Source organism: Nocardia sp. NPDC019323 (assembly GCF_044389845.1).
Classification (GTDB): domain Bacteria; phylum Actinomycetota; class Actinomycetes; order Mycobacteriales; family Mycobacteriaceae; genus Nocardia; species Nocardia implantans.
Map to the genome: position 1 here is coordinate 1,192,857 of NZ_JBIRYN010000001.1, position 19,995 is coordinate 1,212,851.

General features: G+C 70.3%; 17 protein-coding genes. 10 read left to right on the forward strand and 7 right to left on the reverse strand.

Annotated elements, in window-relative coordinates; genetic code table 11:
* Positions 1 to 41: 41 nt before the first annotated feature.
* Together ACH49X_RS05690 and ACH49X_RS05695 are read left to right on the forward strand one after the other, a co-directional pair.
* Positions 42 to 1,304 carry a cytochrome P450 gene (locus tag ACH49X_RS05690; protein ID WP_195078623.1) on the forward strand — a complete coding sequence of 421 codons (1,263 nt, stop codon included), beginning with the start codon at positions 42 to 44 and terminating at the stop codon, positions 1,302 to 1,304.
* A 177-nt stretch (positions 1,305 to 1,481) separates the two neighbouring features.
* Positions 1,482 to 1,880: a rhodanese-like domain-containing protein gene (locus ACH49X_RS05695; RefSeq protein ID WP_195078622.1), complete on the forward strand. Its 399-nt coding sequence runs from the start codon at positions 1,482 to 1,484 to the stop codon at positions 1,878 to 1,880.
* Positions 1,881 to 1,886: 6 nt separating this feature from the next.
* On the opposite strand, the gene ACH49X_RS05700 is transcribed toward ACH49X_RS05695, so the two are convergent.
* From ACH49X_RS05700 to ACH49X_RS05710, 3 genes are all read right to left on the reverse strand, one after another.
* A complete protein-coding gene (locus ACH49X_RS05700) occupies positions 1,887 to 4,349 on the reverse strand; it encodes a protein kinase (RefSeq protein ID WP_397068943.1) in 2,463 nt (820 codons plus the stop codon).
* A gap of 70 nt (positions 4,350 to 4,419) precedes the next feature.
* Positions 4,420 to 5,070: a response regulator transcription factor gene (locus ACH49X_RS05705; RefSeq protein WP_357206979.1), complete on the reverse strand. Its 651-nt coding sequence runs from the start codon at positions 5,068 to 5,070 to the stop codon at positions 4,420 to 4,422.
* 163 nt (positions 5,071 to 5,233) lie between these two features.
* A complete protein-coding gene (locus tag ACH49X_RS05710; RefSeq protein WP_357112882.1) occupies positions 5,234 to 6,547 on the reverse strand; it encodes a histidine kinase in 1,314 nt (437 codons plus the stop codon).
* 158 nt (positions 6,548 to 6,705) lie between these two features.
* Between ACH49X_RS05710 and ACH49X_RS05715 the strand changes: the two genes are divergently transcribed.
* Genes ACH49X_RS05715 through ACH49X_RS05725 form a run of 3 tightly spaced genes read left to right on the forward strand, consistent with a single transcriptional unit; the run spans position 6,706 to position 10,311 of the window.
* Positions 6,706 to 7,014 (forward strand): hypothetical protein, encoded by a 309-nt coding sequence (locus ACH49X_RS05715; protein WP_195078620.1) that lies wholly within the window; start codon positions 6,706 to 6,708, stop codon positions 7,012 to 7,014.
* A gap of 53 nt (positions 7,015 to 7,067) precedes the next feature.
* Positions 7,068 to 7,775: an ABC transporter ATP-binding protein gene (locus tag ACH49X_RS05720; protein ID WP_195078913.1), complete on the forward strand. Its 708-nt coding sequence runs from the start codon at positions 7,068 to 7,070 to the stop codon at positions 7,773 to 7,775.
* A gap of 43 nt (positions 7,776 to 7,818) precedes the next feature.
* Positions 7,819 to 10,311, forward strand: coding sequence for an FtsX-like permease family protein (locus ACH49X_RS05725; protein ID WP_357206981.1), 2,493 nt, complete (start codon positions 7,819 to 7,821; stop codon positions 10,309 to 10,311).
* Positions 10,312 to 10,321: 10 nt separating this feature from the next.
* Here the strand turns inward: ACH49X_RS05725 and ACH49X_RS05730 are convergent, their stop codons facing one another.
* Entirely contained in the window at positions 10,322 to 12,094 is a 1,773-nt protein-coding gene (locus ACH49X_RS05730) for a protein kinase (RefSeq protein WP_397068947.1), read from the reverse strand.
* A 294-nt stretch (positions 12,095 to 12,388) separates the two neighbouring features.
* Between ACH49X_RS05730 and ACH49X_RS05735 the strand changes: the two genes are divergently transcribed.
* The gene (locus ACH49X_RS05735) at positions 12,389 to 13,237 is read left to right on the forward strand and encodes a hypothetical protein (RefSeq protein ID WP_323124192.1); all 849 of its coding nucleotides are present in this window, start codon (positions 12,389 to 12,391) and stop codon (positions 13,235 to 13,237) included.
* A 1-nt stretch (position 13,238) separates the two neighbouring features.
* Here the strand turns inward: ACH49X_RS05735 and ACH49X_RS05740 are convergent, their stop codons facing one another.
* Positions 13,239 to 13,904: a response regulator transcription factor gene (locus ACH49X_RS05740; RefSeq protein WP_039799687.1), complete on the reverse strand. Its 666-nt coding sequence runs from the start codon at positions 13,902 to 13,904 to the stop codon at positions 13,239 to 13,241.
* 341 nt (positions 13,905 to 14,245) lie between these two features.
* On the reverse strand, positions 14,246 to 15,466 hold the full coding sequence (locus ACH49X_RS05745) for a sensor histidine kinase (protein ID WP_195078617.1): 1,221 nt from the start codon (positions 15,464 to 15,466) through the stop codon (positions 14,246 to 14,248).
* A gap of 167 nt (positions 15,467 to 15,633) precedes the next feature.
* On the opposite strand from ACH49X_RS05745, the gene ACH49X_RS05750 reads away from it, so the two are divergent.
* From ACH49X_RS05750 to ACH49X_RS05760, 3 genes are read left to right on the forward strand one after another with little or no spacing between them, the layout of a single operon-like run.
* Complete coding sequence (locus ACH49X_RS05750; RefSeq protein WP_357206956.1) at positions 15,634 to 16,428, forward strand: hypothetical protein; 795 nt, start codon at positions 15,634 to 15,636, stop codon at positions 16,426 to 16,428.
* Positions 16,425 to 17,768 (forward strand): alpha/beta-hydrolase family protein, encoded by a 1,344-nt coding sequence (locus ACH49X_RS05755; RefSeq protein WP_357112891.1) that lies wholly within the window; start codon positions 16,425 to 16,427, stop codon positions 17,766 to 17,768. The genes ACH49X_RS05750 and ACH49X_RS05755 overlap by 4 nt, the downstream gene beginning before the upstream one ends.
* A gap of 54 nt (positions 17,769 to 17,822) precedes the next feature.
* Complete coding sequence (locus tag ACH49X_RS05760; protein ID WP_195078614.1) at positions 17,823 to 18,269, forward strand: SRPBCC family protein; 447 nt, start codon at positions 17,823 to 17,825, stop codon at positions 18,267 to 18,269.
* A 90-nt stretch (positions 18,270 to 18,359) separates the two neighbouring features.
* Here the strand turns inward: ACH49X_RS05760 and ACH49X_RS05765 are convergent, their stop codons facing one another.
* Positions 18,360 to 18,947 (reverse strand): TetR/AcrR family transcriptional regulator, encoded by a 588-nt coding sequence (locus ACH49X_RS05765; protein WP_195078613.1) that lies wholly within the window; start codon positions 18,945 to 18,947, stop codon positions 18,360 to 18,362.
* A 108-nt stretch (positions 18,948 to 19,055) separates the two neighbouring features.
* Between ACH49X_RS05765 and ACH49X_RS05770 the strand changes: the two genes are divergently transcribed.
* On the forward strand, positions 19,056 to 19,943 hold the full coding sequence (locus ACH49X_RS05770; protein ID WP_195078612.1) for an SDR family NAD(P)-dependent oxidoreductase: 888 nt from the start codon (positions 19,056 to 19,058) through the stop codon (positions 19,941 to 19,943).
* The last annotated feature ends 52 nt before the right edge of the window (positions 19,944 to 19,995 follow it).

A 19,995-nucleotide genomic window follows, 5' to 3' on the forward strand; every position in this document is an offset into this window, starting at 1 on the left:
CACGCGCCGGCCAAGCGCCTTCCCTTCTGGAGTCATGCCCTTTGTCCACGCAACAGTCCCCGCGATCCAGCACGAAAACCTGCCCTGTTCAGCACAATTCGCCGCTCGACGCCGACGGACCGCGGGTCGCGCTGTACACGGAGGCCTTCGCCGCCGACCCTCATCACGCCTACCGGGAGATGCGCCGCCGTTACGGTTCGCTCGTCCCGATCGAACTGGCGCCGAACGTGCCCGCGACTTTGGTCATCGGCTACTACACGGCGCTGCGAATCCTCAACGACCCGGTGCATTTTCCCGCGGATCCACGCACCTGGCAGCAGGGCGTCCCCGGCGAGTGCCCCATCCTGCCGATGATGGAGTGGCGACCGAACGCACTGCGCAACACGGGATTCGAGCACCAGCGCTACCGGCAGGTGAATGTCGCCGCTATCGAGGCGGTCGACCTGCACGCATTGCACGCGACCACCGAACACATCGCCGGTCCGCTGATCAACGCCTTCTGCCAGGACGGTGCGGCGGATCTGATCAGCCAGTACGCGTTCCCGCTCACCTTCGCGGTGCTCAACTCGCTGCTGGGTTGCCCGCCGGAGATCGGGCAGCAGGTGGCGATGGGCATGGCCGCCATCTTCGAGGGCGTCAACGCGGACAAGGGCAACGCGATGCTCGCCGACGCGCTGTTCGACCTGGTGCGGATGAAGCGGCGCGAGCCCGGCGACGACATCACCACCCGACTGCTGCGCCACCCGACGGGCCTCGACGACATGGAGATGATTCACCAGCTGGTCACCCTGTACGGGGCGGGGATCGAGCCGCAGCAGAACCTGATCGCCAATACCTTGCGGTTGATGCTCACCGACCGCAGGTTCGCGGGCGGGATCTTCGGCGGCAGCCTGTCCACCCGCGACGCGCTCGACGAGGTGCTGTTCGACGACCCGCCCGGCGCCAACTACTGCTTCAGCTACCCGAAGCAGCCCATCCTGATCGATGACGTGTGGCTGCCCGCCCACCAGCCGGTCGTGATCAGCATGGCCGCCTGCAACAACGATCCGGCGATCCACACCGGCGAGCACATCGACAGCCGGGCCCACCTGGCCTGGGGCGCCGGACCGCACTCCTGTCCCGCAAGATCCATGGCGTACCTGATCGCGCAGGACGCCATCGACCAACTACTCGACGCCCTGCCCGAGATACGGCTCGCGGTGGAGCCGGAAGAGCTGTCCTGGCGACCGGGTCCGTTCCACCGTGCCCTCGTGTCGTTGCCGGTCGTCTTCCCGGAATCTCCGCCGTTGCCAGGGTTCGGATAACCGGAAGGCGTTCCTGTCGGCGTCCGATGGGGGCTGATTGCGGCTCGCACCAGCTGCGCAACGACAAGCTCTGGCCCGCGGCGTCGGTGCACGCGTCTCTCCCCCGCTCCGGCCGGTCCGCGAATACCGTAGGCTGGCTGACTTCGCGGGAACGTCGGCGAGCGGAGTGGACGCACGATGAGTACAGGCGCCGAGGAGATGGTGACCAGGGCCAGGGCGCGGCTGGAGCGGGTGACGCCGGAGCAGGCCGCCGCGCTGCAGTCCCGGGGCGGCCTGATGGTGGACATCCGGCCGCACGCGAACCGCAGCGCCGAGGGTGAGATACCCGGCGCGGTCGTGGTGGAACGGATCGTCCTGGAGTGGCGCCTCGACCCGAACGGCGAACACCGACTGCCCGGCCTCACCGCCGACACACCGGTGGTGATCGTGTGCAACGAGGGCTACGCCTCCAGCCTCGCGGCCGCCGACGGGCAGCGCCTCGGACTCCGTCGGGTGACCGACCTCGTCGGAGGGTTCCGGGCGTGGCGGGCTGCGGGCCTGCCGGTGGTTCCCGGCGGCAGCCCGGCCGTGCCGTAGCCGCCGTCAGTAGACGTACACCACCGCGTTCTCGCCGCCGCTGCACGTGACGAGCTGGCCTTCGGGCAGGCAGTTCATGGTGTAGGTGCGGCCGGTGACCGGGCTGGTCGCGACGACCGTGCGTGGCGCGTCACGAGTCGCGTTCTGCGCCTGGCCGAGCGCGGCATAGGCCCTGCGCACCTCTTCGGCGAACGCGCAGCTGGTCACGGGGGTGCCCGTCGCCGACTGGGTGAACGCCCCGGTGGCGGCCTGCCCCTGACCGCACGTCTTCGCACCCGCGGGCAACGTGACCTGGGACGGCTTCGCCGAGGTGGACGTGGCCGACGGCGCGGATGTGCGGCTCGGCGCCTGGGTGGTCGGCCGGGCCGCGGGCGCGGACGCCTCCGAGTGCGCGGCGGCGGAGGTCGTCTCGACCTGACCGCGGCCGAACGACTGCCACGCGATCGCGCCGCCGACGGTCAGCGCGACGATGGCGAAAACGGCCACCATGATGGGCAGCGCGATGGAGCGACCCTGACCAGACGCCGAGTAATCGGGCTGGTCGTAGTCGTCATAGCCGTAGTCCGGTTCCGCCCGGCCGAGTGGGTGGCCCGTGCGCGCGGGATAGTCGCCGTGCGGCGGGTAGTCGGTGCGAGCCGCGTGCCCGTCGTGCTCGGACGGCGCCAGGTACTGGGTCGGGGCCGAGTCCGGTTCCGGGAGGTAGCCGGACGTGCCGTGCGGCGGGACCGAGCCCGACGGGTGGGCCGGGTCCGAATACTGCGGGTAGTTCCCGAGCCCGGGATGCCCCTCGGCGAAGGCGTCGCCGGGAATCTGCGAGTAGGCCTGCGGCGTATCGGAATATTGCTGCGCGACAGCCGGTTCCGCGTATACCCGGGTGGAATCCGGATCGGCATACGCGGAGTCGTCCGGCTGTCGCGCATACGCCGAATCGAAATTCCCCGATACGGCGGAATCGACGTAGCCCTGCGGATACTCGTGCGCCGACGCGACCGGCTCCGGGTAGACCCGGGTGGAATCCGGATCGGCATACGCGGAGTCGTCCGGCTGTCGCGCATACGCCGGATCGAAATTCCCCGATACGGCGGAATCGGCATAGCCCTGCCGATATCCGTCCACCGGCGCAGCGGGCTCCGGATACACCCGGGTGGAATCCGGATCGGCGTAAGCGGAGTCGTCGGGCTGTCGCGGATATGCGGGATCGAGAGGCGCGGCAGGCTCGGCGTAAGCCTGCGGATACACCTGGGGACCCGGCGCGGCGGGCTCCGGCGGCTGCGGGTACACCTGCGTCGGCGGAACGACGGGCTCCGGCGGCTGCGGGTACACCTGCGGCGGCGGAACGACGGGCTCCGGCTGCGGATATCCGGCGGCCTCCAGGTACGCCTGCGTCTCCGGATACAGGTGCGCGTCCGGGAAGGGGCGGATCGGAGGCAGTTCCACCTCCGGCAGGTGCTGCGCTCGCGGCGGCTCCGGCGCATCCGACGCTGGCAGCGGCGTGAAGTGGAACTCCGTCGGGCGGACAACGGTCGGCGCGCTCGGATGGATCACCGCGGGCAGCGACAGTTCACCGGTCGATTCCGGCGCGACCGCCTGCTGCGACCGATCGGGCGCGCGCACCACCAGCGTCGGCCCGGTCGGCGCCGAGGCAAGGGCGGCGCGGGCGGCCCTGGCCAGCGCGGTGGCGGTCGGGTAGCGGTCGGCCGGATCCTTGGCCATACCGCGGTGCACCACCTCGTCCAACGCCGCGGGAATGCCACTGGCCTGCGCGCTCGGCCGCGGCGGCGGATCGGACATGTGCGACTTGATCAGCACATTCATGCTGGCCGCCGGGAACGGCGTCGCTCCGGTCAGGCACTCGTGCAGCACACAGGCCAGCGAGTAGACATCGGCGCGGCCGGTCACCGGACCGACGTCGAAGCGTTCCGGCGCCATGTAGATATAGGAGCCGACGGCCATACCGACCAGCGTCACCGCGCTGTCGCCTTCGGTGTGCGCGATGCCGAAATCGGCGAGGTACGCGAAATCCGCGTCGGTGACCAGGATGTTCGCCGGTTTCACGTCGCGATGCACCAGATTGTTCGCATGCGCGGCGTCCAGGGCCGAGGCGATCTGCTCGATGATGCCGACGGCGCGAGCCGGACTCAGCGGCCCCTTGCTGCGCAACAGGGTCCGCAGGTCGACGCCCCGCACCAGCCGCATGTCGATGAACAGCACCCCATCGATCACGCCCCAGTCGTGGATCGGGATGACGTGCGGTTCGGCCAGCCGCGCCGCGGCCTGCGATTCGCGGCGAAAACGCAGCTGGTACATCGGGTCTTTGGCGAGTTCTTCGGAGAGCAGTTTGACCGCGACCACCCGGTCCTTGACCGTGTCGTACGCCTCGTATACCTCCCCCATTCCCCCCTTGCCCAGCAACGACCGCAGTTCGTACGGCCCGAACCGCGTGCCGGTTCTCGGCCCGGATTCCTGCACCCGTCATCCTCCGCATCCCGGGCAGGGATCACACACCGAGATCACGCGGTACGCGACCGGAGCCTGCCCGTCACAGAGTGGATTCTCCGGGTGCCACCACCCCGTGGTCAAACGCGAACACGATCGCCGCGGCCCGATCCCGCAGCTCGAGCTTGCCGAAGATATGCCCCACATGACTTTTCACGGTCACTTCCGAGATACCGAGTTCCCGAGCGATTTCCGCGTTCACCCGGCCGCGCCCGATCAGTTCGAGCACCTCGTATTCGCGCGCGGTCAATTCCGACAGCCGCGCGTCGGTGGTGCGCACCGGGCGGACGGTGCGGTAGGCCGACAGCACGCGGCCGGTCACGGCGGGATCGAGCCAGGCGCCGCCGCCCGCGACCATCCGCACCGCGCGGATGAGGTCCTCGGCGGGCGAGTCCTTGAGGATGAATCCGGCCGCGCCCGCGCGCAGCGCACCGGACAGCAGTTGGTCGTCGTCGAAGGTGGTGAGCACGAGCACCGGCGGAGCGCCGTCGCCGGCCCGCAGCATTCTGGTGGCGTCGATGCCGCCGACCCGTTTCATCCGCAGGTCCATCAGCACCACGTCGGGGCGGGCTGCCGCGACGGCGGCGGGCACCTCGTCGCCGTCGGCGCACTCGGCGACCACGAAGCCGTCGCGTCTGCGCAGGATGCGCCGCAGACCGCCGCGCACGAGTTCCTGGTCGTCGACCACGAGCACGGTCACGGCGTCCTCGCCGCCTGCGGGTGTCGGCACGCTCACGACCGCACCTCGCCCGCGCTCGGCTGCGGCACGCTCCCTGCTCGGTCGGCTCTCCGATACACAAGTCCTCCTCGCTGCCAGGCAGCGCGCGCTGCCGCGGACACGAATCGCCGACGCCTGCTCACGAACCCTCCCGTCCGGCCGGCGCCGCCCCCGGCAGCACCGAACACGAGAATCCGCCACGGCCGGGTGCGAGCGGAATAGCCGCGCGCACCGACCAGTCGCGGCCGGACGGACCTGCCGTCATGCGACCGCCGAGCAGTTCGGCGCGCTGCCGCATCCCGGACAGGCCCATGCCGGCGCCGCGCTGGGCGGGCAGCCCGGCGGGCACCGTGTTGTCCACCGTGAGGGTCACCATGGTCGTGTCCACCGCGAGCCGGATCGTGGCGGAGGCGCCGTGCGCGTGTTTGACGACGTTGGCCAGCGACTCCTGCCCGATCCGGTACAGCGCGAGCCCGACCGCGGGTGACACCGCGCCGATATCGCCCGCGCGGTCGTACCGCACGTCCAGCCCGGCCCGCACGAAATCGCCGACCAGATCCTCGATGTCCTCCACACCCGGTTCCGGAACCTGCTTCCAGGGGCGCGCGTCGAGCAGGCCGACCGTGCGGCGGATGTCGGCCATCGCCTGTCTGCCGAGCCGCTCGGCGTCGGTCAGCGCCTCCACGGCTTCGTCCACGTCGCGGTCGGTCTCCAGGGCGTGCCTGGCGGCGGTGAGATGCAACAGCGTGACGCTCAGCGAGTGGGCGATCACGTCGTGCACTTCCCTGGCGATCCGGTGCCGTTCCTCGTCGGCGGCCTGCGCGGCGCGGATGTCCTGATATCCGCGCTCCTGGTAGAGGAAGCGGCGCTGGTATTGCAGCATCAGCCCGGCCATCCAGCCGAAGGCGATGCCAACCAGATAGGTCGGCAGACCCTCCGGCACATGGCCGATCACCGCGAAGGCGGCCAGTTGCAGCATCATCGCGATCGTGACCGGGATGCTCACCCGTTTCGGCGCGATCGCCGCGATCTCGCCCGCGGCGGCCACCAGCACGAACGGCGCGAAGTCGGCCTCGACCGGTTGGGCGAGGAACAACGCCTCCGCCGCCATGGCGAGCACGCCGAGCAGCAGCGGGCGCGGCAGCACGCCGAGCAACGCGTGCAACGGACCGAAGGCACAGGTCAGCAGGACCGCCACGATCGGAAGCAGGGTCGGGAAATAGCTGTGCCGCTGCACCGCGGCCGCGACCGCGACCGCGAAGACCGCGATGTCGACGCTGACGATCACCGACGGCGGATAGTCGTACGGCAACTCCTCGACGCTGCGCCGGAAGGCCGCGACCGGATCGCGCGCGAACTCGGAGCACCGCTGCCCGACGCGCCGGACCGAGGCCCGCACGCGGCCCGCGCGAGGCGTACCTGGCGGTGCTTCGGATACGCCGGTCGAACCCATTCTGTAAGGCTAGCCGCCGCATCGTGGCCGGTACATCGTCCCGCGAGCGGGACGCGGCTCCTACCGTGGTCGGAGACGCATTCGGGTCCCTGGCACGACGACAACAAGGTCGTCGCGTCCGTAGCGTTGGCGGTAGTTCACAGAGGAAGGCGATGGCCATGTCCTGGACGGATCAGCACGCTCGAACCGACATCGTGCACACCGTACTCACCCGCGCCGCGCTCGACCCGGCCGATCCAGACCTGTTCGCCGGGCTCCCCGGCCTGGATCGGCTGTTCGGCGGCGAAGAAGGGCTGCTGCTGGCGCTGCGCTACCGGTGGAATCTGCACTTCGCCGCGAAGCTCGACCAGGGATCGACGGCGATGGAGGCCTACTTGGAACTCGCGGCCGAGCAGCCGGTGCTGCGCGCGGTGCTCGACGCGCAGTATCGTCGCCGCAAACTCGCGTCGGAGGCCATGGCGCGGTAACGCGCGACGAGGAACGAAGAACTTTGATCGACCATACGGAGCGGGGGACGACGATGCCGGAACCGGCGATGCTGGAACTATCGGGCGTGACGAAGGAGTATCGGGTCGGCGGCCAAGCGGTCCGCGCTCTCGACGACGTCGCCTTGCGCATCGAGACAGGGGAATTCACTTCGATCATCGGACCGTCCGGTTCCGGCAAGAGCACGCTGTTGCATCTGCTCGGCGCGCTGGACAGTCCCGACGCGGGCTCGATCCGGTTCCGCGGCGAGGAGATCGGCGCGCTGGACGAGGAACAGCAATCGGAATTCCGGCGTCACCAGGTCGGTTTCGTGTTCCAGTTCTTCAACCTGCTGCCCACGCTCTCGGCTTGGGAGAACGTGGCGATACCCAAACTGCTGGACGGCACGGGTCTGCGCAAGGCGAAGCCGCGCGCCATGGAATTGCTCGACCGGGTGGGCCTGGCCGCGCGCGCCGAACATCGTCCGGCCGAACTGTCCGGCGGACAGATGCAGCGCGTGGCGGTGGCGCGGGCGCTGATCATGGATCCGCCGCTCATCCTGGCCGACGAGCCCACCGGCAATCTCGACTCCAAGACCGGCGCCTCCATCCTCGAATTGCTCGGGGAGATCGCCGGATCGGGCAGTTCGGTGGTGATGGTGACCCACGACATGGGCGCGGTGACCTACTGCGACCGCGTGATCACGCTGCGCGACGGCCGCATCGGGTCCAACGACAAGGTCGAGCGGACGGTCAACGCGTGAGCGGTCGGTGGAAGGTGATGGCGCGGGCGGGAAGGGGCACGGCATGATCGGCGCGGCGTGGGATCGCCTGCGGCTGTTCAATATCGGCGAACTGCTCGCCCATCGCGGCCGCACCTTCATGTCGCTGGTCGTGATGGGCGTCTCGGCGTCGCTGCTGGTGGCGGTGCTGAGCATCTCCGGCTCGGTCACCGGCTCGGTGGACAGACTGACCCGCGGCCTCGGCGGCAAGGCGCAACTGGAGGTCAGCGGGATCACCGACGCCGGCTTCGACCAGCAATTGCTGCGGCGGATCGCGACCACACCCGGCGTCGCGGTGGCGGTGCCGATGCTGCGCACGCAGATCGGCACCGGCGCCGACCGAGCGCTGCTGATCGGCGCCGACGCGAACATCGGCGCGCTCGGCAGCGAATTGACCACGCCGATGAGCGCTTTCACGGGGAAGCTGCTCTCGGTGCCCAATGGTGTGCTGGTCGGCTCCGGACTCGGCCGCGCCGAAGGCGAGCAGTTCACGCTGAGCGGCACGACGGTCACGGTCGCGGGCGTTCTGGACGCGGAGACGTCCGGGAAACTCAACGACGGTCACCTCGTCGCCGCTCCGCTCGGGCTCGCGCAGAAGATCACCGACCGGGCGGGGCGGCTGGATTCGGTGCAGATCATCCCCGCCGACGGCGCCGACCTCGGACAGGTGCGCGCGGCGCTCACCGACGTGGTGGACGGACGCGCGGTGGTGGCCGAGCCGAGTCTGCGCACCGCGCAGGCGGGCGGGGCGGTGCAGATCGTCCGCTACTCCACCACCATGGCGTCGGCCGCCGCGCTGATCGTCTCGGCGTTCCTCATCTACAACGCGATGAGCATGGCGATCGCCCAGCGCAGGCCGATGCTGTCGCTGCTGCGCGCGATCGGCGGCAGGCGCGGCCCGATGGTGCGCGACCTGCTGGCCGAGGCGGCGCTGCTCGGCGTGCTCGGCGGTGCGGTCGGGGCGGCCATCGGCGTGTTCATGGGCAGCGTCGCGATCGGCACGCTGCCCACCGCGATCGTGGAGTCCGTCGAGGCGCGCACCGAATACTCGGTGCCCTGGTATGTGATTCCGTTCGCCGTGGTGGCCTGCGTGTTCACCAGCGTGCTCGCGGCGTCGCTGGCCGCGCGCCAGGTGTACCGGGTGCGGCCCATCGAGGCGCTGGCCCCGGTCGGTGCGGCCGGGACCGACACGGCGAGCCCGCTGCTGCGCTGGCTGGCGGTCCTCGCGGGAGGCGGGCTGGCCGGGGCCGCGGTGCTGATCGCGAGCAGCGATCTGGGCCGCTATTCGCTGACCGCCATCTCGATGTCGTTCATCGCCGCGATCCTGATCTGCTTCGCCGCCACCGGCCCGATCGTGCGGGCCGCGGCGGGGATCGCGCGCTGGTTCCGCGCGCCCGGCGCACTCGGCGCGACCACGCTGGAACGCTCGCCGCGGCGCGTGTGGGCCACGGCGATGACGGTGATGATCGGCGTCGGGGCCACCGTCGGCATGAGCGGCGCGTCGAGCAACATGATCGACTCGGCCACCGTCACTTTCACCGATCTGGCCCGCAACGACGTCTACGTCAGCCCCGCCTCGATGGCGCAGTTCCCGACCGGGCCGCTGCTGCCCGCGGATCTGGCCGGCAAGCTGGCGGCGGTGCCCGGGGTCGCGCATCTGAGCCCGGCGCAGATGGCCTTCGCCACGCTCGGCGGCAGTCGCGTGATGCTGCAAGGGTTTCCGCCGGATGCCAGGGAGACGCGGATGCGCATGCTCACCGACGAGTCGGTCGCCCGGTTGTCGGCCGGGGAAGGCGTGGCGATCTCGCGCGACGTGGCGCGCTCGCTCGGCGTCGGCGCAGGCGCGCAACTGACCTTGCCGACCCCCACCGGCCCCCATACCGTGCGGGTCCTGCAGGTGATTCCGTATTTCTCCGCCATCGCCGGCGTGGTGATGATGGACTTGGACCTGATGCGCAGCTGGTACGAGCGGCCCGGCGAGACGGTCATCGCGCTCGACATCGCGCCCGGCGCCGATCGCGCGGCGGTGTTCGCGGCGATCCGGCAGGTGGTGCCGCCGGAACTGAACGTGGACACCGGCGCGGACACGGTGGTGGCCGCCTCGTCGAGCATCCGGCAGGGCATGGCGATGAGCAATTCCATTCTCTGGATCGTGGTGCTGGTCGCCACGGTCGCGTTGCTCAACACGTTGATGCTGTCGGTGCTGGAGCGGCGCAGGGAGATCGGCGTGCTGCGCGCCATGGGCACCGGGCCCAAGTTCCTGATGCGCTCGGTGCTCGCGGAGGCCGCGGGCATCGGCATCGTCGGTGCGGTGCTCGGTCTCGCGCTCGGCGCGTCGGTGCAGTTCCTGGCCACGGTCGCCCTCGGGCACGCCTTGACCATCGACGTCACCTACCGGCCGAGCCCGATGCTGCTGGTCTACGCCGCGGTCGCGCTGGTGCTCGCGTTGCTCGGGTCGATTCCGCCCGCGTTGCGCGCCGCCAGGATGCCCATCGTGGAGGCGCTGGCGGTCGACTGAGTTCGCCGGTTCACAGCGGCAGGTCGGCGAACCACGTCTTGAATTTCGCCGAGGTGATGCCGAATCCGGAGGTGGGCATGCTGTCGGTGAGGGTCACCGTGGCGAACAGCAGGTAGTTCGACCGGGCCGGGTCGTCGAAGCCGACGACGAGGTAGCCGTCCGGGAGTCCACCGGCCTTCTCCTGCCACCGGTAGGTCGAGTACGACTCGCCGTTGTTGCGTTCGGTGGCCGGCGTGTTCGGGGGCAGGTCCAGCACCGCGGCTCGCGCGTCGGCGGCCGACTTGAAGCCGATGAGGACGTAGTCGGGCTCGGCGATCGGGGTGCCCCAGCAGTTCCACGCCGTCGCCCAGTTCGGAAAATCGGGTACGCCGTTGGCGCTGGACACTTTGCTGCCCGGTTCGGCGGTGCCGAGGAAGCACGTCTTGCCGCCGTAGCCAGGTCCGGAACCGATGTTGTATTTGGTGTCCACGCCTTGCGGCAGCAATTTCGGGAACGCCTTGGCGAGTTTGTCCGCGTCGGACGGGCCGGAGGGCGCCTTGGTGGCGAGGTCCAGCGGCGACGCGGAATCGGAGAATCCGACCTTCGCCACGAAGATGCCGACGCCGACCAGCAACGCCACGATCACCAGGACGATCGTCACGATCAGGCCGGTGTTGGAGCGGCCTTGCGACGGATAACTCGGCTGCGGCGGATAACCGATCGGCGGGGCGGCGGAATGCGGCGGCGCCGCTGGGTAACCCGGCTGCGGAGCCGTCGCGGCATAGCCGCCGGACGCCGGGAACTGCTGGCCGCTCATCGGATTCGGGGCGTACTGCGGCGGCGCGGTGTAGCCGACGGCGGAGGGGTTGTAGGCCGGCGGGCTCGCCTCCGGCGCGGGATAGGACGGTTGCGCCAGGACGGTGGGCGCGGGCTGCGGTTGGTACTGCGCGGCCACCACGGTGGGAGCGGGTTCGGTGAGCGCTCGCCGTGCGGCCGAGGCGAATTCGGCGCAGGAGACGTAGCGGTCGTCAGGTCGCTTCGCCATGGCCTTGGCGATCACCGCGTCGAGCGCGGGTGACAGACCGGCGCGCACGGCCGCCACCGAGGGCGGCGGCAACTGGAGGTGGCCGCGGATGATGTCGGCCGGCGCGGGCGCGTCGAACGGGGCGACGCCGGTCAGCAACCAGTACAGCGCGCAGGCCAGCGAATACTGATCGGAGCGGTGGTCGAGGTGGGCCCCGGTCATCTGCTCGGGCGACGCGTAGGCCAGCGTCGCGGTGAACATGCCGGTCTGGGTCAGGTGGGTGGAATCCTCCCGCAGCCGGGCGATGCCGAAATCGGTGAGGAAGACCCGCTCGCCGTGGCCGCCCACCGCGCGGGCCAGCATGATGTTCGCCGGTTTGACGTCGCGGTGCAGCACCCCCATCCCGTGCGCGTAGTCCAGGGCCGACGCGACGCCCTCGATGATCTGCACGGCGCGCTCCGGCGGCAGGCTCTGCGGGTTCACCGTGGCCGCGTCCACGCCGTCGACGTACTGCATGGAGATCCACAGCTGCTCGTCCTCGGCGCCGCGGTCGTACACCGCGACGATGTTGGGATGATCCAGCTGTGCCGCGAGGTCCGCCTCCCGCTCGAAGCGGGCCCGGACCTCCACGTCGGTGAACAGCTCCCGGTTGAGCAGTTTGAGCGCGGTCTGCCGAGGAAGTCTGGGGTGACGGGCCAGATACACCGATCCCATTCCCCCCTGGCCGAGGAGCTTCTCTATGGTGAACCCGGCGAACACCGCACCGCTGTCGAGCAACACGCCCCCTTCAGGTGACCGCTTTCCTACCGATCCAGGAGCCTACCGGGTGACGCCGTGGCCACGTGGTTTCGAATTCTCCGGGAAGATCGGCAAAACTATGGTCGAGACATCGTGCCGTCGACGCCACCGCGCGCCGCGGTGATGTCTCCTGTCCGGTCACCGACCGGGCGGGCCCGATGAGATATTTTGCACCGCCGTTCTACAGCGCGACGCGTCACCGGTGGTGGGGAGGACTCGGTGGTGAGGTCGACGAGATCTGCTTCGACGTGTCGTTCTGCGCTACGCGCCGGAGCGATGGTGGTGCTGCTCACGCTGACCTCGTGCACTCTGCTTCCCGGTGATCGGCCGGATACCGATCCGCCCGCCGTGGTCGTCGACACCGCGGGAGCGTGGCGGCCACGGCTGGCCGTGTCCATGCCCGACTCCCTGGCCGCCGATTTCACCCAGTTGCAGCCGCAGCTGGGCGGACAGGTCGGCATGGCGATCATGCCGGTCGGCGGTGGCCGGATGACCGTCTTCGGCGACTGGGTCAGCGGCATCGCCTGGTCGACCATCAAGGTGCCGCTCGCGATCGCTGCGCTGCGCCACGACTCGCAGGAAGGCATCCTCCAAGAGGTGGAAGCCGCCATCACATGGTCGGACAACGACGCCGCCGAAGCGCTGTGGCAGTCGCTCGGCGACGGGCTGGAAGCGGCCAAGGCGGTGCAGGACGTGATCGACGAGGCGGGCGACGCCACGACCGGGGTGGCAGGCCCGCGCACCACGCTGGACTACACCTCCTTCGGCGGCACCGAATGGACGCTGGCCAATCAGGCCCGCTTCGCCTCCCGGCTGCCGTGCCTGCCCGAGTCGTACCAGGTCACCGAGCTGATGACGGAGATAACGCCCGAGCAGGCCTGGGGTCTCGGTGTGCTGGAGGGCACGGCGTTCAAGGGCGGATGGGGCCCCGACGACGAGACCGGCGTCTACACCGTCCGCCAGTTCGGCCTGGTGCCGGTGCGCTCGGGCATGATCGCCGTCGCGCTGGCGGCGACGGCCGATTCCGGCAGCTTCGACGACTCCACCACCATCCTGAGCCGGATGGCGCGGATGCTCGGCCGTCACCTCGACGAACTGCGCGGCGGATCCTGCCCGCCGATGTGACTCAGCCCGGGGTGACCAGGCCGGTTTCGTAGGCCAGCACCACCGCCTGCGCCCGGTCGCGCAGATTCAGCTTCGAGAAAACCTTGGATACATGGGTTTTCACGGTCTGCTCGGCCACGAACAGCGTTTCGGCGATCTCGGAGTTCGACATGCCTTTCGCGATCAGCTCCAGCACTTCCCGCTCACGGGGAGTCAGCGCCGACAACTGCGGCGACGGCTTGGCGCGGGCCGCGCTGCGGCGGCGGGTGACGTCGGCGATGAGCCTGCGGGTGACCGTGGGCGCGAGCAGCGCCTGACCGTCGGCGACCACCCGCACCGCCCGGACCAGTTCCTCGGCGGGAGCGTCCTTGAGCAGGAACCCGCTGGCGCCGAGGCTCAGCGCCTCGTAGACGTAGTCATCGATGTCGAAGGTGGTCAGCATCAGCACGCGCACCGGCGGGTCGAACCCGGCCGCCAGGATGGCGCGGGCCGCGTCCAGCCCGTTCATCTCCGGCATGCGCACGTCCATCAGCACGACATCCGGGCGCAGCCGCTTCGCCTCGGCCACCGCGACCTTGCCGTCCGCCGCGTCGCCCACCACGCTGATATCCGGCTGCGCGGCCAGCAACGCTCCGAACCCCTGACGGACCATCGCCTGGTCGTCGGCGATCAACACCGTAATTGCCACCCGCTCACCCTAATTGCCCCCCACGACTGCGCGCTGTGCCCGTGCGCCCGGCCGACGCGGTGACACGCTGATCGGCCGGCGGCCCGGCGTCGAGGGCCGGAGGGGTTTCCCCGGTTCGGACGGTACCGGTCCCGATCTCGGCGTTCGCGACGCTCCAGGATGCGACGGAATCTCCACACCGCTTCCTTGCGCGATTCGCCATCGGCGCCTTCCTCGTGTCCGCGCCGGTTGCCACGCCTGCGGGCAGAGGCGAGAGCGGCGGCACACCGCTCGGCCATCGCCGCCCATGGCTCCGATCGACGCCGCCGGTCATGCTGCTTCATCACCCGGCGGCAGCGCAGTCAGCGTGCTGGTTCGCCGTGCACTGCGGCAACGGCGGCATCGGCTTCCGGTGCGCCGAGCGGAAAGCGCGCGCGCACCCGGAAACCGCCGTCCGCGCGCGGCCCGGCCGTCACCTCGCCACCGACGGCCACCGCGCGCGCCTGCATGCCCGCGATGCCGTGGCCGCCGTTGCCGACCGCACGGGCCGGTGTTGCGCCCGGCGCGTTCTCGACTTCGAGCAGCAGCTCCGCGCCGCGGACGATGCGCACCTGGACCGGTGCGCCAGGAGCATGCCGGGAGGCATTGGACAGTGATTCCTGCACCACGCGGAACAAGGCGAGACCGGTGGTCTCCGGGATGGTGTCCAGGGCACCGTCGACGGTCCACTCGATACCTACGCCGGCCCGGCGCGCGCCCTCGAACAGGCCGATCACGTCGGCCGCCTTCGGCTGGGGCGCGTGCTCTGGCAACTGGCCGTCGCTGCGCAGCACGCCGAGCATGCCGCGGATCTCGTTGAGGGCCTCGCGTGCCGTGGCGCCGATGGACTCGAACTCGGCGCGCGCGGCCGGGGTGACGCCGTCCACCCGGTACGGCGCGGTCTGCGCCTGCACCACCACCAAGGACATGTGGTGTGCCACGACGTCGTGCAGATCGCGGGCGATGCGCGCCTTTTCCTCCAGGATCGCGCGGCGGGCCCGCTCGAGTTCGTTCTCCTCCTCCTGCCGCACCAGCTGCCGCCGCGACAGCGCCAGCCAGCGGACGAGCAGGCCGAACAGCACCAGCGCGGCCAGCGCGACAGGCCAGCCCCACGCGGCGTTGGCGAACGCGTCGCCTTCGCCGGGCATGGTGGTCGCGAACAGCAGGGCCGTCGCCGCCCATGCCACCGCCACGATCTGCCCCGGCGCGCGCAACGCCACCGCGAACAGCAGCGCGAGCAGGCACAGCACGTGCACGACCTGGAACGGCAGCTCGTTGCCCGGCTGGTGCGGGATCGCCAGCGCGATCACCAGCGCGGAGCCCGCCGAGATGGCCCAGCCCAACGCCGGGTTGATCCGCACCAGCAGCACCGGGAACGCGGCGAGGGCCGCGATGAACGGCTGCGCCGCGGCGGGCACCGCGTGGGTCAGGTGCAGGGTCGGCCAGGCCACTGTGTACCAGATCAGCGCGACCAGCACCGTGCCGAGGTCGAACCAGGTCCGCGCGTCCAGCCGTCGCGTCCAGTCGCGACTTTCTCGGTTCATGCCTACGACACTAGGAACTCGCAGATCACCGCCGCCTCATACCCACGGGTGATTTCCGCCCCGATACCCCGGTACGAGACCTCGCGGCGGCTCCCCCGGCGGCACGGCCCGCGAAACCTCCCCGGGCGTGAGGCGAGCGCGGGAAGCCGGTCCCTAACGTCGTCGCCATGAGCACACCGACCAGCGCCGGGCGCGAGACCCGGTTCGCATCGGCCGCAGGAGCCCGAAACCATTCCGCCGCTATCTCTTCCGTCACCGTGCAGACGCGCCGATACGCCGCGCTCACCTCGACGGCGTTGACCGCCATGGCGGCCACGGTCTTCCTCTCCCCCGCCCCGCGGGCGGCCGCGGCGGCAGCGCCCATCGAGAGCCCGCAGGCGAGTGCCGCCGTCGCCGAACTGGCCGCGGGCGGCCCCGGCGCGCTCACCGCGATCCCGGCGGACTTCGCCGCGTCGTTCGGGTACCGGCCGAGCACGGTGGACGGCATGCTGGTCGATCCGGACGGCGACTGCTCGTCTCCGGTGACGCTGCCCGCCGAGTTCGACACCGCCTGCAAGGCTCACGACCTCGGCTACGACCTGCTGCGCTACGCCGACCGGCGCGGCGAACCGCTGGGCCCGTGGGCGCGCCAGGCCCTCGACGCGACGCTGGACCGGCAGATGCACCAGGCCTGCGCCGCCCGCGTGGATTCGTTCTCCCGCGCCCGCTGCGAGGCGATGGCATCGATCGCGAACACCGCCGTCGATCTGAACTCGCGACGGCAGGACTACGGCGCGCCGGTGGTGGAGCCGCTGTTCGGCGCCGTCGAGTCGGACTCGGGGCCGAGCCGGAAGCTGCTCGGTGTGCTCGCCGCCGGAATCACCGGTCTGGGTGCTGTTTTCGTCGTCCGCACCCGGCGGCGCGGCTCCGGCCCCTCGGGTGTCGTGCCGCCTGCCCCCATCGCGGCGACGGTGCGGCGATGACGGGATTCCGCATCCGAACGCCACGAATCGGCACCACGCTCGGCATCGGGGTGGGCACGCTGGCGTCGTTGGCTCCGGGCCTGCTCCCTCGCACGCCCGGCGCGCAAGCCGTGCTGACCGGGCTCCTCGCGGCGCTGACGCTCGGTGCCGCAGGTGCACTGCGAATCCTTCTGCGGCGAAGCGGTTTCGACGTCGATCGTCGGCATGCGTGGCTGCGGCTGCCCTTGTCGATCGCGACATCGGTGTTGGTGGTGGGAGCCGCGGCGAACGCGGGACACTGGCAGAACCGGCTGCGCGCCGCGATGGGCACGCCGCCGATCGGCGCGGACTACTGGGTGCGGTGCGCGCTCGGCGCGGCGCTGATCGTCGGATTGCTCGCGGCGGCTACCCACTCGATCGCCTGGACGCGGCGGAAGCTGGGCTGGGCGCGAGGCGTCTCGCTGGCCGCCGTCGCGGCGGTGCTGCTGTATCTGGTCGGCGTGCCCGCGCTGGTCGGATGGCGGGAGACGGCGTACGCGCGGGCCAATGCCGAGCTGGATCCGGCTGTGGTACGGCCGGTTTCGCACAGCGGGTCGGGAACCGCCGAGTCGGCGGTGAGCTGGACGTCGCTGGGCGCCGAGGGACGCAAGTTCGTCAGCGACGCGTCGGTGCGCGCGGTGCGGGTGTACGTCGGGGTGGCCTCCGCACCCGACCTGGACAGCCGCGTCGCGCTGGCGATCGAGGAACTGGAACGCTCGGGCGGCTTCGCGCGCTCGCACCTGGTCGTCACGGTGCCCACCGGATCGGGCTGGATCGATGCGAACGCCGTGGCGGGCTTCGATCGGCGCTTCGACGGGGATGTGGCGCTGGTCGGGCTGCAATACTCCTATCTGCCGAGCTGGGCGACGTTCGTGTTCGGCAGGGACACGGCGGTGACCGCCGCGCGCACCTTGTTCACCGCCGTCGAACACCACATCCAAACCCTGCCACGCAAGCCGAAGCTCTACCTGTACGGGCAGAGTCTCGGTGCACTCGGCGGCAACGCCGTCTTCACCGACGACGCCGAGCAGGACGCCAGGACCTGCGCGGTCCTCTGGGCGGGCCCGCCCGCCAACCGGGTCAACCGCGGCGGCGCGACGGTGCTGGCCAACAGCTCGGATCCGGTGATCCACTGGTCGCTTTCCCAGCTGTGGCGCGCTCCCGACCTGACCGGCGCCCGCGTCGACGCCCCGGTTCCGCGGTGGCTTCCGGTGATCAGCTTCGCGCAGACCACCGCCGACCTGCTCGCCGCCCTGGACGCTCCGCCCGGCCACGGCCACCGCTACGGCCGGGATCAAGGGACACTGATGGGCTCGTGCTGAGCCGTTCGGCACGGCAGCCGCACTCGCATACGTAGAACATGTTCTAATTTCCTCATGGCCTTCGTCATCGACCTCGCCGCCGACATCGACGCTCCCGCCGACCTGGTGTGGCAGGTGATCACCGACTTCCCGCGCTACGGCGAGTGGAATCCGTTCGTCACCGAATGCCGCAGTTCGCTGGTGCCCGGCGAGCCGATCGACATGCTCGTCCGGCTCTCCGGCTCGAAGCCGCGCAAGCAGCGGGAATGGATCCGCTCGCACACCCCCGGCAGTGAGCTCGGCTACTCGATGAAACCGGTGCCCCTCGGCGCGCTGCACAGCCTGCGCTCGCACACCGTGACGCCGCTGCCGGACAACCGCACCCGCTACGAATCACACTTCGAACTCGGCGGATGGCTGCACCCAGTGGTCGTCGCCTTGCTCGGCAAGGATCTGCGCCGGGGTTTCGATGGCATGACCGACGGCATCCAGAAGCAGGCAGAATCGCTGCGCGCTTCGTGAAGGGCCGCCGTCCAGCCGTCCGACCGGACCGAGAAACTCGACGGGAAGCCGTTGTCCAATGCCCGTCTGGTCGAGTAGAACCCCCTGGGCTCAGGCCCGCAGATAGGCCAGCGCGGCGTCGAGCGCGGCGTCGGCATATTCCTCGGTGAGGCCACCGAGGCCGAGGGACCACCGCATCTGTACCGGGCCGAGCAGCAGATCGATGGCGAGCTCGAGATCCAGATCCGCGCGCAGTTCGCCCGCGGCGACGGCGGCGGCCAAGCGATCGGCGACGGCGGCGCGCTGGGGCAGCAGCAGACGCTCACGGTAGGCGGCGCCCAGCTCGGCGTCCTGCTGGATTTCGATGTACATCGCACGGAGGAAGGATTCGAAACCCGGATCGGTCAACGCGACGACCGAGCCGCGCAGCAACAGGCGCAGATCGGCGGCGATGTCGCCGGTATCGGGCAGGGCGGGGCCTTCCGGCCCCGAATCGGATTCGAGCATGGCGTCGAACACGACGGCGCCCTTCGACGGCCACCAGCGGTAGATCGTCTGTTTGCCGACGCCTGCGCGGGCCGCGATGGCCTCGATGCCCAATTTCGCGTAGGACACCTCGCGGATCAGCTCGGCGGTCGCGGCGAGTATCGCGGCACGGGCGCGCTCGCTGCGGCGCGCGGCGGTGGGAGTGTCGGCCATCCGGTCACGGTAGCAGACAACGAGACGATACGTCTCGTCTTGACAACGAGCGAACGGCTTGGCACGGTATCCGGCGAGACGCAGCGTCTCGCGACGAAAGGATCACCCATGACCAGAACGTGGTTCATCACCGGCGCCGGCCGCGGCCTCGGCCGCGCCTTCACCACGGCCGCGCTCGCCGAGGGCGATCGTGTCGTCGCGACCGCGCGCAATCCGCAATCGCTCGCGGATATCGCCGACGACCGCCTGACCGTGCTGCCTTTGGACGTGCGCGACCACGCGAGCGTGAACGCCACCGTGGACAAGGCGTTCGCGCTGATGGGCACGATCGATGTGATCGTGAACAACGCGGGCTACGGCTTGGTCGGCGCCGTGGAAGAACTGACCGAGACGCAGATCCGCGACCAGATGGACACCAATTTCTTCGGGGCCCTATGGGTTTCCCGAGCCGCGCTGCCCCATCTGCGCGAGCAGGGCTCGGGACACATCGTGCAGATCTCCACGGTCGGGGCCGTGGGCAGCCTCCCCCTGTTCGGCCTGTACAACGCGAGCAAATGGGCCCTGGAGGGATTCAGCGCCTCGCTCGCGGACGAAGTGCGCCCCTTCGGCATCCGGGTCACGCTCGCGCAGATGGGCGGCTTCGACACCGACTGGGCCAAGTCGAGCATGCGATTCGCCACCGGCATCCCCGCCTACGCGGAGTTGCGCGACGCCGTCCTCGGTATGCCGGACTACCCCGCCGAGGCGACTTCCACGACCGGAACGGAGTCGACCGAAGCGGAGCCGGGGAACACACCGAACGAGCCCCCCGCCGAGTCCGAGTGGGTCGAAGCACCGCCCGAGGTCGGCGCCGCGGGCCTGATCGAGTTGGTGAACATGCCCGACCCGCCGCTGCGCAAGATCATCGGGCCCGGCGCGCACCAGATGGTCGCCCTCGCGTTGGATCAACGCCGCGGCGACTACGCCAGGGACCCCGAATTCACCTGGCCCGCCTGATCACTCGCACAGCCGCTCGGCCCCGCGCAGGCGGGAAGCCGAGCGGCTCGGC